Origin of the sequence: Streptomyces sp. NPDC005262, from assembly GCF_042872425.1 — a bacterium.
GTDB lineage: Bacteria > Actinomycetota > Actinomycetes > Streptomycetales > Streptomycetaceae > Streptomyces.
This window is the reverse complement of record NZ_JBIAKK010000006.1, coordinates 167,284-184,058: the sequence shown is the minus strand read 5'-3', so window position 1 is coordinate 184,058 and position 16,775 is coordinate 167,284. Positions and strand designations below refer to the sequence as shown.

At 71.1% G+C, this 16,775-nt stretch carries 11 protein-coding genes; 6 read left to right on the top strand and 5 right to left on the bottom strand.

Going from position 1 to position 16,775, the window contains the following annotated elements:
* Positions 1-19: 19 nt before the first annotated feature.
* Complete coding sequence (locus ACFYP5_RS17930) at positions 20-805, top strand: hypothetical protein (protein ID WP_389036565.1); 786 nt, start codon at positions 20-22, stop codon at positions 803-805.
* A 558-nt stretch (positions 806-1,363) separates the two neighbouring features.
* Here ACFYP5_RS17930 and ACFYP5_RS17925 read toward each other — a convergent pair.
* The gene (locus tag ACFYP5_RS17925; RefSeq protein WP_389036562.1) at positions 1,364-2,176 is read right to left on the bottom strand and encodes a GntR family transcriptional regulator; all 813 of its coding nucleotides are present in this window, start codon (positions 2,174-2,176) and stop codon (positions 1,364-1,366) included.
* Positions 2,177-2,321: 145 nt separating this feature from the next.
* On the opposite strand from ACFYP5_RS17925, the gene ACFYP5_RS17920 reads away from it, so the two are divergent.
* Together ACFYP5_RS17920 and ACFYP5_RS17915 are read left to right on the top strand one after the other, a co-directional pair.
* The gene (locus ACFYP5_RS17920) at positions 2,322-3,167 is read left to right on the top strand and encodes a (2Fe-2S)-binding protein (protein WP_389036559.1); all 846 of its coding nucleotides are present in this window, start codon (positions 2,322-2,324) and stop codon (positions 3,165-3,167) included.
* Positions 3,168-3,359: 192 nt separating this feature from the next.
* Complete coding sequence (locus tag ACFYP5_RS17915) at positions 3,360-4,439, top strand: DUF2637 domain-containing protein (RefSeq protein ID WP_389036557.1); 1,080 nt, start codon at positions 3,360-3,362, stop codon at positions 4,437-4,439.
* Between the two features lie 99 nt (positions 4,440-4,538).
* Here ACFYP5_RS17915 and ACFYP5_RS17910 read toward each other — a convergent pair whose 3' ends face one another.
* Complete coding sequence (locus ACFYP5_RS17910; protein WP_389036554.1) at positions 4,539-4,913, bottom strand: ATP-binding protein; 375 nt, start codon at positions 4,911-4,913, stop codon at positions 4,539-4,541.
* A 262-nt stretch (positions 4,914-5,175) separates the two neighbouring features.
* Between ACFYP5_RS17910 and ACFYP5_RS17905 the strand changes: the two genes are divergently transcribed.
* From ACFYP5_RS17905 to ACFYP5_RS17895, 3 genes are all read left to right on the top strand, one after another.
* Entirely contained in the window at positions 5,176-5,568 is a 393-nt protein-coding gene (locus tag ACFYP5_RS17905) for a ribonuclease domain-containing protein (RefSeq protein WP_389036551.1), read from the top strand.
* A gap of 104 nt (positions 5,569-5,672) precedes the next feature.
* Positions 5,673-6,062 carry a barstar family protein gene (locus ACFYP5_RS17900; protein WP_389036548.1) on the top strand — a complete coding sequence of 130 codons (390 nt, stop codon included), beginning with the start codon at positions 5,673-5,675 and terminating at the stop codon, positions 6,060-6,062.
* 155 nt (positions 6,063-6,217) lie between these two features.
* Positions 6,218-9,331: an alpha-mannosidase gene (locus ACFYP5_RS17895; protein ID WP_389036545.1), complete on the top strand. Its 3,114-nt coding sequence runs from the start codon at positions 6,218-6,220 to the stop codon at positions 9,329-9,331.
* Positions 9,332-9,402: 71 nt separating this feature from the next.
* Here ACFYP5_RS17895 and ACFYP5_RS17890 read toward each other — a convergent pair whose 3' ends face one another.
* The 3 genes from ACFYP5_RS17890 to ACFYP5_RS17880 all read right to left on the bottom strand — a co-directional run bounded on the left by ACFYP5_RS17890 (position 9,403) and on the right by ACFYP5_RS17880 (position 16,722).
* Positions 9,403-11,145, bottom strand: a complete 1,743-nt coding sequence (locus tag ACFYP5_RS17890) for a pyruvate dehydrogenase (RefSeq protein ID WP_389036543.1) — start codon at positions 11,143-11,145, stop codon at positions 9,403-9,405.
* 62 nt (positions 11,146-11,207) lie between these two features.
* Positions 11,208-12,824, bottom strand: coding sequence for a protein phosphatase 2C domain-containing protein (locus ACFYP5_RS17885; protein ID WP_389036540.1), 1,617 nt, complete (start codon positions 12,822-12,824; stop codon positions 11,208-11,210).
* A gap of 121 nt (positions 12,825-12,945) precedes the next feature.
* Positions 12,946-16,722 carry a S8 family serine peptidase gene (locus ACFYP5_RS17880; protein ID WP_389036537.1) on the bottom strand — a complete coding sequence of 1,259 codons (3,777 nt, stop codon included), beginning with the start codon at positions 16,720-16,722 and terminating at the stop codon, positions 12,946-12,948.
* Positions 16,723-16,775 lie beyond the last annotated feature (53 nt).

Genomic DNA, 16,775 nt, shown 5'->3' with positions numbered 1-16,775 from the left:
CAATGTGGCGCATACCGCCATGTCTGGTTCCGGAACGACAGCAGATGACGATCCGCCGCTCCAGACAGCGGTATGGCGGCTGCGGTCACGCGCCTGCTGGACGGACGCCGCCGCTCTGCTCGAGCACGACGCCGCCGCCGATCCGGCCGCGGCGCTCCAGCGGACGGCGCTGCTGACCGAGCGGTGCCTGTACACCGGCCAGGGCTGGACCGACGCCGAGGACGCCCTGCGCACCGCCGAGGCCCTCGCCCACGACGACGCCGAGCGCGGGGCCGCGGCCTGTGAACGGGGTCACCTGGCGTACGCATCGACGCTTCTCGGGGTACGGGACCGGGCCGACGAAGCCCGTGTCGCGCTGAGCCGGTCCGCTGCCCTGCTCTCCCCCGCCGCCCCGGCGCGCCCGCTGCTCGACTTCCGCCGGGGCCTGATCGCACAGAACATCGCCGACTCGCCACAGGCCGCCCGCGCCGCGTACCGCAGGGCGCACGCCGGCGCCACGGCCCAGGGCGACGAACTGCTGCTCTCCTCCACCTGGCGCCATCTCGCGCTGCTCTCGCTGCGCGAGGGCGAACTGGCCGAGGCCCGGCACGGGTTCGCCGAGTCGCTGCGGATAAGGGAGGAGCTGGGCTACCTGGTCGGTACGGCCCCGGCCCTCATCGCCCTGGCGGACACCGAACCGGAACCGGAGGCGGCTGCGCGGCTGCGCGCCGAGGCGGGCCGCCTCTTCCGCCTCCTGGGCGGCGTCCCCACCTGGCTGGCCCCGCACCTGGACCCACCCGCCCCGGAGACGGCCGGGGCGAACTGAGCACGGGCCGGCCACGAGGACCGTCAGGCACGGTCCTCGACCGGGTCGCCGGGCTTCGAGCCCGCGTCGCTCCACTCGGGTGTCGGCGTCGGACGCGGCGGAGCGGGCGGCGGGTTCGGGCCGCGGTTCGGGTTCTGCGGCACCGCGGCGGCGGGTTTCCCGTTCTGCCCGCCGCCGTCACGCCGGGGCGGCGCGACCGGGGATTTCGGCGGTGCGGGCTTCCTCGTCGGCGGCACGGAGACGGTGGCCGCAGCGGAGGCGGACGGGGTCGCGGAGGGCGTCGGCGAAGGCGCGGCGGAATCCGCAGGTGTACGGGCAGGGCTCGCGCTCGGCGACGGCGTCGCGGGAGCGGACGTCCCAGGAGGCCTTCCGTCGGACCTGCCGGACTCGGAGCAGCCCGCCGCCGCCAGCGCCAGTCCCAGCACCACCAGCAGCGCGGACACCCTCCGAGGCCCTCGGTTCCGCATCATCCCGCCCCCCTCGAAAACGATCATGCGATGAGAGGCACAGAGTATGCACAGCGGTCCGTGGCGGCGGCAGCAGCCCGGACGAGGGAGGTCAGCGGTCCGCGCCGGTGAAGTGTTCGCGCACCAGCGACTGCACGACGGGCAGGTCCTCGGCGATCAGCGCGTCGAGCAGCGCGGTGTGTTCCACGGCGTCGGCGAGGAGGTCGGCCCGGCGGGTGGCCGGGTTGTGCCCCAAGGGCCACTGGGAGCGGCGGTGCAGGTCGTCGGCGACCATCACGAGTTGCTGGTTGCCGGAGAGCGCGAGGACCGCTCGGTGGAAGGCCCGGTCGGACTCCGCGTAGCACGCCCGGTCACCCACCGCGGCGGCCGCGACCGTGGCGTCGGCCAGCGGACGCAGGGCGGTCCAGCCGGCCTGGTCCACGGTGCGGGCCAGCCGCAGCATGACGGGGACTTCGATCAGGGCGCGCACCTCGGCCAGCTCGGCCAGCTCGTGCGGGCCGCGCTCGGCGACGCGGAAGCCCCGGTTCGGGACGACCTCCACCGCTCCCTCGATGGCGAGCTGCTGCATCGCCTCACGCACCGGTGTCGCCGAGACCCCGAAGCGCGCGCCGAGCACCGGAGCGGAGTAGACCTGGCCCGGCAGCAGCTCACCGTCGACGAGAGCGGCGCGCAGTGCGTCCAGGATCTGCCCGCGTACGGAGTACCGCTGCACCACGACGCGGGGCACGGGCGACTCGCAGTGGATGTGCTCCCCGCGGGCCTGCTCGCCGCGCGGCTGTTCACCGGGTCGCTGCTCGTCCCGAGCCCGCTGGGCGCGGGCCTGGCCGGGCACCCGGTCGGGGGCCGCGGACGCGGTGGACGTGTACGGCGGACGCACCTGCTGATGCGCTCTGCCCTGCTCCACTCCGACCTCCTCGGCCTGCTCCGGGCCGGCCCGCCTGCGCCATGCCTCCTGTGCACGATAGGCGGAGGAGGGCGCAGTTCAAACATCGATCTCTTCGGGTAAGGTAAGGCTAACCTGCAAACGATCGCGATTCGGTGGTCCCTGCATGACCCTGCCCACCCTGCTCCCCGGGACGACGACGTCTGCCGTGTCGGACGCGTACACCCGCCTGGCCGAGGTCTTCCCCGGGCTGCGTGCCGAGGTTCTCGGGGACGACGAACCGACTCCGTCCGGCGTCGGCTGGGTGGGTGTGCACGAGCTCGCGGCCGGCGGCGCCGCCCTGGACACGTTTCTCGCCTGGGACAACGCACAGGTGCTGCGGGACTACGGGCAGCAGGCGCGGCCCGATGTGATCGCCAGCTTCGGTCTGCACCGCTACGCCTGGCCGGCGTGTCTGCTGGTGACCGTGCCGTGGTTCCTGCACCGGCGGGTGCCGCGGATCCCCGTGGAGAACGTGGCGTTCCAGCGGTCCCTGGGCCATCTGACGGTGCGCGTACGGGAGTTCGCCTGCCTGCCGGACGATCCGGCGGCCGTGCTGCCGGGGGCCAGGGTGGTGGCGGACGAGGCGGCGCTGCGGGCCGAGGTGCTGGCCGCGGTGGCCGAACACATCGGTCCGGTGCTCGACGGATTCGGCCCCCGGATGCGCCGCGGCAAGCGGGCGCTCTGGGGCATGGCGACGGACGAGGTCGTCGAGGGCCTCTGGTACATCGCGCATCTGCTCGGCGAGGAACGGCGTGCGTTGACCGAGCTGGAGGCGCTCCTGCCGGGTACCACCAAGCCGTACGTCGGCACAGCCGGCTTCCGCGAACTGACCGGGCCGAACGGCGAGTCGCTGCCCACCCGCGACAGGGCCAGCTGCTGCCTCTTCTACACACTGCGGCCCGAGGACACCTGCGTCACCTGCCCGCGCACGTGCGACACCGACCGGGTACGGAAGCTGACGCCCGCCTGATCCGTGCCGCCCGCCCGGCCAGGCGGAATTCGAACGTAACTCGACTTCCACAGACGGGTGTTCGAGGTGTTTCAGCCCATCCGTACGGCCCGGAACCCCAATGGCATTCTCTTGCCCCGAAACCCCCTGGGCCGGAAGGGATTTCCGCCACTATGGCGCCCGAAACCCCTAACGCGATGCAAGGGACCGCGCATGAGACTGACCGACATATCGCTGAACTGGCTACTTCCGGGCGCAGTCCTGCTCGTGGGGGTCATTGCGGCGGTGGCGATGGTCGCGCGCGGCAAGCGCGCCGCTGACAAGTCCGCGGCCGACGACAGCTGGGAACGCAGCGAGGACCGGCGCAGGCGCAAGGAGGCGCTCTACGCCACCGCCTCGTACGTGCTGCTGTTCTGCTGTGCGGCAGTCGCCGCCGCGCTCTCCTTCCATGGGCTGGTCGGCTTCGGCCGGCAGAACCTCAGTCTCTCCGGCGGCTGGGAGTACCTCGTCCCGTTCGGCCTCGACGGCGCGGCAATGTTCTGCTCCGTGCTCGCCGTGCGCGAGGCCAGCCACGGTGACGCCGCGCTCGGCTCCCGGCTGCTGGTGTGGACGTTCGCGGGTGCTGCCGCCTGGTTCAACTGGGTGCACGCCCCGCGCGGCATGGACCATGCGGGCGCCCCGCACTTCTTCGCGGGGATGTCTCTGTCCGCGGCGGTGCTCTTCGACCGGGCATTGAAACAGACCCGCCGGGCCGCGCTGCGCGAACAGGGCCTGGTGCCCCGACCGCTGCCGCAGATCCGGATCGTACGGTGGCTGCGCGCACCCCGGGAGACCTTCGGCGCCTGGTCGTTGATGCTGCTGGAGGGCGTACGCACGCTGGACGAAGCGGTCGACGAGGTCCGCGAGGACCGGCGGGAGAAGGAGCAGAACCGTCTCCGCCGGAGGGACCAGGAGAAGCTGGACCGGGCCCACATCAAGGCCCTGAACCGGCAGAACCGGGCCTGGGGCCGGGCCGGCCGGGGCGATGCCCAGATCGACGTCTCGACCATCGCCCCGGCGGCGGGCTCCGCACAGTCCGTCGTGGAACCCGTCCTTCCGGAGCCGGGGCAGCTGCCTCTGCGACCCAGGCCGTCCCTGCAGGCCGTGAGCGGCGCGAGCTCGAACGGCGCCCCGGATCGCAGCACACATGATCCGAGGACCGTCGACCTCACCGCCGAGGACGACACCCAGGCCCTGCCCCGGCTCGACTCGCTGGAGCGGAAACTCAAGGACCTGGAGCAACAGTTCGGCTGATCGAGACCCTGCCCCGCGGCGCCCGGACGGTCGACGTCCGTGCGGCGCAAGGCGGAAGGCCCCGTCCCGGCATCCGGCTCGCCGGGACTCCCAGGACCCTCAGGGCCTTCCGCCGTCCAGCTCGAACCAGACCACCTTGCCCAAGGCGTGCGCCTTCACGCCCCAGGCGTCCGCGAGACTCTGCACCAGGATCAGCCCCCTGCCGTGCGTACCGTCGTCGGCGTTCGGTACGTACGACATGGGCAGTCCGGATACGAAATCCCGCACCTCGACCCGCAGTGTCGCCGGTGCCACGGTCACCGTGACGACCGCCCCGTGCCGCGTATGGACCAGCGCGTTCGTCACCAGTTCGCTCAGCAGGAGCTCCGCCACTTCGGCCGACTCCTCGTGCCATCGATATCGTAGGAATTCCCGCAGCGCACAGCGCACTTCGGAGATGTCCGCCAGATCGGTATGAGCCAGTCTGCGGTGCATTCGAATCAGCTGCTGACGCTCCATCGTTTCCCCCGCGTGCACAGTGAATCACCCCCTTCTCGTCGAACACCTTCCCGGGATGCATGCCCCGCACGCGAGCCGTCACGCTTGTCGACTCATCAATAAGCACATATGGGGACGGGGCGGCCCTGCCGCCCTCGGAAACACGGCCGACACATTCCCGTCTTCGCGGTTAACTTCCAAAAAATTCACACGAGTTGGCGTTGACGAGGACATGTCTACGCGCGTCATCATGGTGGACATGCGAATCCCCCCACGGATCACCACGCTCGGCGGTGCCGCCGCCCTCCTGTCCGTCCTCCTCGTCGGCGGCCCGATCACGGCGTCCGCCACCGCCGCCACCGCATCGGTCGGCAGCATCTGCTACTCGGACCTGCCGTCCCAGGCGCACGACACGCTCGATCTCATCGACGCGGGCGGCCCCTACCCCTACTCGCAGGACGGCATCGTCTTCCAGAACCGGGAAGGCGTGCTCCCCAGCCGGAACACCGGCTACTACCACGAGTACACGGTGATCACTCCGGGCTCGCCGACCCGCGGCGCGCGGCGCATCGTCACGGGTGAGCAGAGCCAGGAGGACTACTACACCGCCGACCACTACGCCACGTTCGACCTCGTCGACCACGGCTGCTGAGGATTCCACCGGCAGCACCCTGCGGACCGGTCCGCGCCGTAGCCCCCCACCTGCGGCGCGGATCACCAGACCGACGGGACGGCGGTGCCTTGTACGCTGCGCCCATGACCGTGACCTATGTGATCGACGGCTCCGAAGTCACCGGACTGGAACGGTTCTGGCAGGTGATCGGTGAGGCGGTGAACGGTCCCGGTGGCTACTTCGGCCGCAACCTCGACGCCTTCGCGGACTGTCTGAGCGGCGGCATGGGGACACCGGACGACGGCGACTTCGTCATCGAGTGGCGCGACCACGCAAGCTCCGCGCGCGCCCTCGGCCACGAGGAGACCGCACGCCACGTACGCCGGCTGCTCGGGCGGGCACACCCCACCAACCGGCCGGCCCTCCAGCGGAATCTGGACGAGGCACTGGCCGGACACGGACCGACGCTCTTCAACCAACTGGTGGAGATCATCGAGGAACGGACCTCGCCCGGCACGCTGCGACTGCGCTGACCGTCCCCGCGCCTGCACCCGCGCGCCGAGTGCGTATGCCCCCGGTGCCCGCCCGGATACGTCGTCCGTCACGGACCTGCGCCAGGGGTGCCCGGCGCACCGCCGGGGAAGTGGTGCCATGAGCACCCCGCAGCTGCCGACCCCGAGGAGCCGTGATGCACGACGACCGCACGCTGGTGGAGGGCCGCCTGGAGCGGGCCCTCCACCAATTCATCCGCCCCGCCCAGTACGCGGACCGGTCCCCGCTCGGTCTCTCGGTGTGGCACGCCCCCGGTGAGCCGGTGCCGGTGGCGGAGGCCATGAAGGGGACGTACGAGCCCTTCACGACCGGAACCGAGTGGGGCAGGCCCTGGTCGACCAGCTGGTTCCGGCTGGAGGGCGAAGTGCCCGAGGCGTGGGCCGGCCGCCATGTCGAGGTGGTGGTGGATCCTGGTTTCTCCGGTCAGGGGCCCGGCTTCCAGGCCGAGGGGATGCTCTACGACGCCGAGGGCGTACCGCTCAAGGGCATCCATCCGCACAATCGCCACCTGACGGTCTCGGCCTCGGCGTCGGGCGGTGAGCCGGTCTCCCTGCTGCTGGAGGCTGCGGCCAACCCGGCCGTCCTGGAGCACGGTTTCGAGCCGACACCGCTCGGTGACGTCCTGACGGCGGGCGACCGGCCGCTCTACAGGTTCGCCTCCGCGGACCTTGCCGTGCTGGACGAGGAGGTCTGGCATCTCGTCCTGGACATCGAGGTGCTGTCCGAGCTGATGCACGAGCTGCCCGCCGACCGGTCGCGGCGCCACGAGATCCTGCGGGCGCTGGAGCGGATGCTCGACGCCCTGGACCTGCACGAGGTGGCGGGCACGGCGGCCGCGGGCCGAGCCGAGCTGGCCGGGGCCCTGTCCCGCCCGGCGTCGGCGAGTGCGCACCGGATCTCGGCGGCCGGCCATGCGCACATCGACTCCGCGTGGCTGTGGCCGCTGCGCGAGACCGTACGGAAGGCCTCGCGTACGTTCGCCAACGTCACCGCGCTCGCCCAGGACTATCCGGAGCTGGTCTTCGCGTGTTCGCAGGCCCAGCAGTACGCCTGGGTGCGTGATCACCAGCCGCACATCTGGGAGCGGATCAAGCGGGCGGTGGCGGACGGGCAGTGGGCGCCGGTCGGCTCGATGTGGGTGGAGTCCGATGCCAACATGCCGGGCGGCGAGGCGCTGGCACGGCAGATCGTGCACGGGAAGCGTTTCTTCGAGCAGGAGTTGGGGGTGGAGACGCAGGAGATCTGGCTGCCGGACTCCTTCGGCTACACGGCGGCCTTCCCGCAGCTGGCTCGGCTGGCGGGGGTGAAGTGGTTCCTGACGCAGAAGCTGTCCTGGAACCAGACCAACAAGATGCCGCACCACACCTTCTGGTGGGAGGGCATCGACGGAACCCGTGTCTTCACCCACTTCCCGCCCGTGGACACGTACAACGCGAACTTCCACGCACGTCAACTCGCCCATGCGGAGAAGAACTTCTCGGACAAGGGGCGGGCGACCCGATCATTGGTGCCGTTCGGCTGGGGTGACGGCGGGGGCGGTCCGACCCGGGAGATGCTGGAGAAGGCGCGCAGGCTGCGGGATCTTGAGGGGTCGCCGCGGGTAGAGATCGAAAAGCCGTCGGCGTTCTTCGCGGCGGCCGAGGAGGAGTACGCGGAGCAGGCGCCGGTCTGGTCCGGCGAGTTGTACCTGGAGCTGCACCGGGCGACGTACACCACCCAGGCCAAGACCAAGCAGGGCAACCGACGCAGTGAGCACCTTCTGCGCGAGGCCGAATTGTGGGCGACAGCGGCTGCGCTGCGGACACCCGGATATGCGTATCCGTACGAAGCGCTGGACCGGGTGTGGAAGACGGTCCTGCTGCATCAGTTCCATGACATCCTGCCGGGCTCGTCGATCGCGTGGGTGCATCGCGAGGCCCGCGACACCTACGAAGAGGTACGGGCGGAGCTGGCGGACCTGGTGGCGGACGCGGTGGCGGCGCTGGGCGCGGCGGAGGGACTCGTCGCACTCAACTCCAGCCCGTACGAACGGAGTCAGGTGATCGAGCTGGACGCGGAGGCAAGTGCGGTGCTGCCGTCCGGTGCACAGGTTCAGCCGCTCGACGAGTGGCGTACGGCGGTGTTCGCCCGGTCGCCGGGGCTGGGTGCGGGGCTGCTCGACGGATCGGCGGTGCCCGAGCGGGAGGCGGTGACGAGCCGCACGGCGGACGCCGGTTTCGTCCTCGACAACGGGCTCCTGCGGGTCACCGTGGACCGCGACGGGCTGATCGCGGCCGTCCGCGATCTCGACGCGCACCGCGAGGTCATCCCCCCCGGCCACCGGGCCAACCTCCTTCAGCTGCACCCCGACCACCCCAACCACTGGGATGCGTGGGACATCGACCGGCACTACCGCCGCTCCCGCACCGATCTGACCGATGCCGAATCGGTGGAGGTGGTCGAGGAAGGGCCGCTGAGGACGGCGGTGCGCGTGGTGCGGACGTTCGGTAAGTCCCGGATCGTGCAGGAGATCCGGCTGGCCGCGGGCAGCCGGCAGGTCGACATCGAGACCGAGGTGGACTGGCAGGAGTCGGAGAAGGTCCTCAAGGCGGCCTTCCCGCTCGATGTGCATGCCGAACGGTCCACGGCCGAGATCCAGTTCGGCCACGTCCACCGGGCCACGCACGACAACACCGGCTGGGACGCGGCCCGTTTCGAGATCTGTGCGCACCGGTGGCTGCGGGTCGCCGAGCCGGGGTACGGGATCGCGGTGATCAACGACTCGACGTACGGGCACGATGTGACCCGGACCCCGCACGAGTCGGGTCTCGCCACGACCGTACGGCTGACGCTGCTGCGCGCCCCGCACAGCCCGGACCCGGAGACCGATCTCGGCACGCACCGGTTCCGCTACGCGCTGGCGCCCGGCGCGGAGGTCACGGACGCGGTCCGCGCGGGGCTCGCCCTCAATCTTCCGCTGCGGGCTGCGGTGGCCCCGGTGGTGCCGTCGCTGATCACGACCGGGCATCCGGCGGTGACCGTCGAGTCGGTGAAGCTGGCGGAGGACCGCAGCGGCGACGTGGTCGTGCGGCTGTACGAGTCGGCGGGCGGCCGGGCGACGACGACGCTCCGGGTCGGCTTCCCCGTCGTACGGGCGCAGATCACCGACCTGCTGGAGCGGCCCCTGCACGAGGCGACGGCCGATGAGCACGGTCTCGTGGTGGCGCTGCGGCCGTTCCAGATCCTGACGCTGCGGCTGAGTCCGGCCTGAGCGGCCGCCCCGCCCCGGACCGGCTCGGAGCCTGTCGGGTGACCTTCGATGAGAGGTCACCCGGCAGGCCCTCAGGGGCGGGGCACGTTCCGCAGGTTGGAGCGGGCCATCTGAAGCATCCGGCCCACACCCCCGTCCAGCACGATCTTGCTGGCGGAGAGCGCGAACCCGGTCACCATCTCCGCGCTGATCCTCGGCGGGATGGAGAGCGCGTTGGGATCGGTGACGACGTCGATCAGGGCCGGGCCCTTGTGCTTGAAGGCGTCCTTGAGGGCGCCTTCGAGCTGTTTGGGCTTCTCGACCCGTACGCCGTACGCCCCTGCGGCCCGCGCGATCGCGGCGAAGTCCGGGTTCTTGTTGGTCGTGCCGAACGACGGCAGACCGGCGACCAGCATCTCCAACTCCACCATGGAGAGTGAGGAATTGTTGAACAGGACCACCTTCACCGGCAGGTCGTACTGGACGAGGGTCAGGAAGTCGCCCATCAGCATGGTGAATCCGCCGTCGCCGGACATCGACACGACCTGCCGGTTCCGGTCGACGAACTGGGCTCCGATGGCCTGCGGCAGCGCGTTGGCCATCGAGCCGTGACTGAACGAACCGATCACCCGGCGCTTGCCGTTCGGCGACAGATAGCGGGCCGCCCAGACATTGCACATCCCGGTGTCGACGGTGAACACGGCATCGTCGTCGGCGAGTTCGTCGAGCACCGAGGCGACGTACTCCGGATGGATCGGGATGTGCTTCTCGACCTTGCGGGTGTACGCCTTGACCACGCCCTCCAGCGCTTCGGCGTGCTTCTTCAGCATCCGGTCGAGGAACTTCCGGTCGGTCTTGGCCTTCACCCGCGGCGTCAGACAGCGCAGGGTCTCGCGGACGTCGCCCCACACCGCCAGATCCAGCTTGGAGCGGCGGCCCAGGTTCTCCGGGCGCACATCGACCTGGACGATCTTCACATCGGTGGGCAGGAAGGCGTTGTACGGGAAGTCGGTGCCGAGCAGGACCAGCAGATCGCACTCATGGGTGGCCTCGTACGCGGCGCCGTAGCCGAGCAGTCCGCTCATGCCGACGTCGTACGGGTTGTCGTACTGGATCCACTCCTTGCCCCGCAACGCGTGCCCGACCGGGGCCTTCACCCGCTCGGCGAACTCCATGACCTCGGCGTGGGCGCCCGCGGTGCCGCTGCCGCAGAACAGGGTCACCCGCTTCGCCGCGTCGACCATCCGGCAGAGCTTCTCGATCTCCTCGTCGCCGGGCCGTACGGTCGGCCGCGAGGTGACCAGGGCATGCTCGATCGACTTCTCGGGCGCGGGCTGGGAGGCGATGTCACCCGGCATGGAGACGACGCTGACGCCTCCTCGGCCGATGGCGTGCTGAATCGCGGTCTGGAGCAGCCGCGGCATCTGCTGCGGGTTGGAGATCATCTCGTTGTAATGGCTGCACTCCTGGAAGAGCAGATCCGGATGTGTCTCCTGGAAGTATCCGAGACCGATCTCGCTCGAAGGGATGTGCGAAGCGAGAGCGAGGACGGGGGCCATGGAACGGTGTGCGTCGTAGAGACCGTTGATGAGGTGCAGATTGCCGGGACCGCAGGAGCCCGCGCAGGCCGCGAGGGCGCCGGTGATCTGGGCCTCGGCGCCGGCGGCGAACGCGGCGGTCTCCTCGTGCCTGACCTGGATCCACTCGATCGCGGAGTTGCGGCGGATGGCGTCGACGACCGGGTTGAGGCTGTCGCCGACGACGCCGTAGAGCCTCTTGACGCCCGCCCGGACGAGAATGTCGACGAACTGCTCCGACACGTTCTGCTTGGCCATGGGTGCGTATCCTCTCCGCGCCGGCAGCGCGCTAGGAGTCCATCAACCCATGGCCCGCACGGTTACGCCTCCCAGACGCCGACACTCGTGCGGTCGTCGGCGTACCCCTTCACCCTGAGCTGGGTGTCCCCGAGGAAGGCCGCCAGGCCGGGCGGTTCCGGGGGCGTCCAGCGTTCGGCGAGCTCGTCGGCGAGTGCGGGCTCGCCGCGGAACGGCTCGGCCAGCCCGGTGCTGCAGAGCAGCAGCGTGTCCCCCGGTCGGGCCACCGAGGCCCGGAACCGGAAGGGCTCCGCCGGCGGCGGGGGCGGGCTCTCGATGTACGGGGACGGGGGCGTCGTGATCCCCAGGTCCATCGTCAGCCGGTCGCCGTGGGGCCCGCTCTCGGGGGACGCGGATCCGAACCCGACGACGGGCTCCCCGGTGACGGCCCCGGGCGCCGGGACGTCCGGTTCGAGGTCCCGCCAGACACCGTCGCGCAGCCGGAAGAGCCCGCCGCCGCCCACGCCGAAGAAGACCCGGGTGCGGCAGTCGGGGTCGGTCGACAGGAGCAGGCAGCGCAGGCCCGTGGTGTACTCGTGCGGTTCGAGCCCCAACTCGGCGGCGCGGGCGCGGAGCCTGCCGTAGCTGCGGTCGGTGAGGCGCTGCAGACCGGATTTGAGGTCGGCCCGGCGGCCTGCCCTTATGTCCTCGGCGAGGCGGGCGTGGCTGCGGCCGACAGCACCGCCGATCCAGCGGCAGGCGTCGGCCGCCGCGAGATGGGCGCCCTCGGCGGCGCGGGCACCGCTGGCGACGGCGACGAGCACGAGGGCGTTCTCGGCGGCGCCGAAGCGCACGGTGAGCAGGGCGTCGCGCCGGGGCTCGCCGCGGAACCGCGCGGAGTCCCCGCGCACCGAGGCGGCCCGCAGGGTGTACGTGCCGTACCTGGCCCCGTCGAGCACGGTGTCGGCGACGAGCCCGTCGAGTTCCTGCGGGGTGGTGGCAGGCAGGGCGGTGGGCTCGGCGTCGTAGGTGGGCGGCCGGTCCCCTACGTACACGGGTCCGGGTCGGGACGCGGGGCCGGGAGCCACCGGGTCGGGGCCGGCCGGGGTGGCCCCGGAGCCGGAACCGGTCACCCCTGCGGGTGCGGGCTCCTCCTGGGCCTCGGCCCGCTCGGTGACCGGCCGCCTCGGCAGTGGCGGCACGTGCTCGGTCGGAGCGGGGACGGGAGGCGGAGCCGGGACCGCGGGCGGGGCCGGGACGGGGGGCGGAGCCGGGACGGGTGATGGTCCATCGGCGATCCCCGGCCGCTCTGCGCCGAGCGGCGGGACCGGGGGCGGCGCATCGACGAGCGGCGACGCAGGGGCCGGTGGTTCGGTGAAGGTCCGTGGTTGTGCGGCGCCCCGCGGTGGCTCCCACGGGGCACGCTCGGCCTCCGTCGGCGGCTCCCACGGCGCACGCGCCTGTACAGGTGGCTCGGGCGGCGTCCGAGGATCGGGCACGGCCGCGTCCGCCCCTCCGTCGCCGTCGTCATGACCGGGCCCGCCCCGCCCCGCCGGACCCACCGCGTCCGAGGCCGAGTCGAAGCGGTCGTCGAGACTGTCGGCCGCGGCGGTCGACCCGGTGTCCGCGGCGGTTTCGTCGTACAGCCTGCGCCACCAGTCGTCCTCGTGGGCGGCGGGCCTCTCCCCCTGCTGACTCATGCCCTTATTGTCCACCGCGCGGGCCGTACGAAAACGGGTCATCAGGAAAAAAGAGGTCCGCCGGGCGACCCCACCCCCCACGGGAAGGACGCCCGGCGGACCGGTTCCGGTGTGACCCTGGTCAGCGCACCGCGTATGCGTCGACGACGGTCTGGACGACGGAGTTGCCGTTGGCGTCCGTCAGTTCCGTCTTCAGCGTGACCGGCTTGCCGGCCGCGCCCTCGTGGTTCACGGTCGCGGTCCAACGCCCGTCCCGCTGTGCGGTGGTGGCCTGGGTCCAGGTCGTGCCACCGTCGTACGAGTACGAGACCTTGGCCGCGGTCAGTTTGCCGGGTGTGTAACCCGCGTGACCGGTGACGCTCAGGCCGATCTTCTGACCGTCCTGCGCCGCCAGGGTCTTCATCCCGTCCGTCGCCAGGTCGTAGCCCGGGAAGAGGAGCGGGATGCCCTGAGAGTACGCGTTCTCGTCCCGCTTCGAACGGAATTTCCAGGTGGTCTCGGTCTGGGTGGACCGCTTCCACACGGCCGCGGGCGAACCGACCTTCATCGTGACCATGGTCAGTTCGTACGATGCGTCCCCGGCCGGCACCTCGAATACACCGAACGGGACTCCGGTGCTGCCGAAGCTCTGGTCGCCGCTGGTCAGTGTCATGTTGCCGAGGTCACCGAACGAACCCTGGATACCGCTGTGTTCGCTGTCCGCCCAGAAGCCCGGGGCGACCCCGATCAGGTTGTCCTGACGCTCGGCGGCGAGCACCTCCTTGCCCTGGAGGTCACGCGGGGTGGACGGGCCGAGAATCCCCCGGTACCAGTTCTCCGTACGCTGCGAGCCGGACTTGTAGGTGCGGGCCGGGTCGACCATGGTCTCGCCCCAGGGGAAGCTGGAGGAGACGAAGCGCTCCCAGGTGTTGTCGCCCGCCGAGTAGTACTCGGTGCGCTTGCCCGGGACGGCGACGATGTCGAACGCGGCGGAGAAGCGCCCGCCGTACGGCCGGTCGATGACCAACGAGTCGTCGTAGTCGGCTGCCACGCCCATCGCCTCGTACGTGGCGGTGGACTTGCCGAGCTTGCTGTCACGGACCTTGTACGTACGGTCCGAGGTGACCGGGCCGGTCTCGGGGAAACCGAGGTTGTAGACGAACGGGCTGGCGGCGGTGGCCTTCCAGCGCAGCGTCACGGGACCGTCGGCAAGGGCGGCGGTCAGGCCGGCGGCCTCACTCGTCTCGATGGCGAGGGAGGGCAACGGCGCCGAACCGAAGCCGACGGACGGCAGCCATGTGCCCGCGGACGGCCGGTACACGATGATCGCCTTGGCGCCGGCGGCCTTGGCGTTCCGTGCCTGGACCGTCATGGCTCCGGTGTCGGCGACCTTCACCAGAGCGATCTTGCCTTCGACACCGGCGGCCTTCAGCTCGTCCGGAGTGCCGGTGCCCGCGTCGACGAGCGCGGCCTCGCCCGTACCGTCGAGGTTGACGGCGCCGGTGCTCGCCGTCTGCGGGTGCAGCTCGGCACCGCCGACGACCGCGAGCTTGTCGATCTGCGGGGCGTACGCACGCCAGAAGCTGCCGAACTCGAAGTCGCCGTCAGTCGCCCTGCCCTCGACGTCGGCCAGGTAGTTCTTCACGATGCGACTGCCGGTGACGGAACCCGAGTGCAGCCACGTGCCGTCCCAGCTGCGGCCGAAGGTGAGGGTCGTGGAACGGTTCTCGGACCTGCGGTCCTCGGTCTTCACCTGGAGCCGGTGGGCCTTGCGGGCGTCCAGTACCAGGGTGGTGTCCTTGGTGACGTTCAGCTGCGGCCTGGCGAGGTAGCCGACGGACTCGACCATCCTGCCGGTGGCGTCCTTCAGGTCCGGCGACATGACGAAGCTGGAGACGAAGTACGCGCCGGGTCGCACCTGGTACACCTGGTCGGCCGCGCCCTCGTTGAAGCGGCGCTCACCGCTGGCGGTGTCGGTGCCGATGACGTCCACCGAGGAGGAACCCGCGGCGGGCTTGCCGGTGCGGTCGATGAGCTTGACGCGCAGGGTGACCGTCTCGGCGCCGACGTACAGCGAGAACGGGGTGGAGACCTTGGCGCCGTCGGCGCCGGTGGCCAGTACCCGCCCGGTGACATCGCCGTACTGGGCGGCCTTCAGCTGCGCGGTCGGGTCGATGTGCAGCGGGACCTTGACGGTCGCTCCGGCCGGGACGGTGACACTGCTCGCGTCGAGCTTGGCGACGGAGGAGCGGACGGCCGAGCCGTCGTTGCCGGTGACGCCCTGGACCTTCAGCGACAGCTTCACCGGCTTGGTGCCGGAGTTGGTGTACGGGACGTCGACCGTGGTGCGGTCGCTCTTGTCCTGCGGCCAGTTGAACGTGCCGCCCTGGATGGCGGGGGCGCCGACGACGGTGGTGTCGATGGCCGCCTTGACATCGAGGCGGCCGCCGCCGGTCTCCCGGACGTCACCGGGGATGTCGCTCTTCGCGGAGGACACGAGTGCGGCCTTGATCTGCTGTGCGGTCCAGTCCGGGTGACGCTGCTTCACGATGGCCGCGGCGCCCGCGACATGCGGGGTGGCCATCGACGTACCGGACATCGTCCGGTAGGCGTAGATGCCGCGGCCACCGGCCGCAGCGGCCGAGATGTCGACGCCGGGGGCGGAGATCTCCGGCTTGAGGGTGTGCGAGCCGATCACGGGTCCGCGGCTGGAGAACTGGGCCGTGGAGTCGTCGCGGTCGACGGCGCCGACGGTCAGTACGCCGGGGGCGCAGCCCGGCGAGGAGACAGTGTTCAGCGTCGGGCCGGAGTTGCCCGCCGCGATCACGAACAGGGTGTCCTTGCTCCGGGCGAGTTCCTCGGCAGCGACGCTCATCGGGTCGGTGCAGTCGGTAGGCGTCGGGCTGCCGAGACTCATCGAGACGACATCGGCCTTCTGGTCGACGGCCCACTGCATACCGGCGATGATCCAGGACTCGGCGCCGGAACCGCTGTCGTTGAGGACCTTGCCCGCGAGGAGGTCGGCGCCCGGGGCGACGCCCTTCTTCTTGCCGTCGCTGGCCGCGCCGGATCCGCCCACGGTGGAGATGGTGTGGGTGCCGTGGCCCTGCCGGTCGTCGGTGGTGTCGGAGTCGGTGAAGTTCTCCGAGGCGGCGATCCGGCCCTTGAGGTCGGGGTGTTCCGCGTCGACACCGGTGTCGAGCACGGCGACCTTGGTGCCCTTGCCGTCGTAGCCGGCGGCCCACGCGAGGTCGGCGCCGACCTGCTTCGTCGACTTGTCGAGAGTGGCCTGAACCTTGCGGTCGAGCCAGAGCTTCTTGAGACCGGAGACCGAGCGGGAGCGGGTGTCGGTGACGTCCGACCAGAAGTCGGCGGCCTTCTGCTTGTCCGCCTTGAGCGCGACGCCGTCGATGGCGTCGAGTGCGAGTCCGCGCTTCGCACCGCGCGGGGTGACGGGCGCCGAGCGGGCCAGGTCCTGGCTGTACACCGCGATCAGCGGCAGCGACTGGGTGCTCGCGTCGTCGTAGCCCTGGCGGATCAGTCCGGTGACGTTGAAGAGTTCTTCGTCGACCTTGCCCGCGGCGAGCGACTCGGTCGCGGTGTCCGGGTAGACGTACAGGTCCTTGCCGGACTGCCGGGTCTGGATGAGCGGCACGGTGCCGTCCTCGCGTGGCAGCGCGGTGGCGGACGCCGCTCCCGAACGGTCCGTGCTCACCAGAACCTTGTCCCCGGTGACCAGGGTGACGGTGACCGGCTTGCTGCCCTTCCCGGCAGCGGCCGCGGTGGCCGCCGCACTGCCGGTGAGCGGTCTTGTCGCGGCGGGCGCGTCCTGTGGCACGGCCACGGACGGCGCTGCCACGGTGGCGGCCAGGACGGCGGCTGTCGCCGCTCCCAGCGCCGTACGCGATATCGGGCGCATCGCACTCCCCAGGTGATTCCGGAAGAAGGGCACACAAAGGCCTTGTTTCCGGG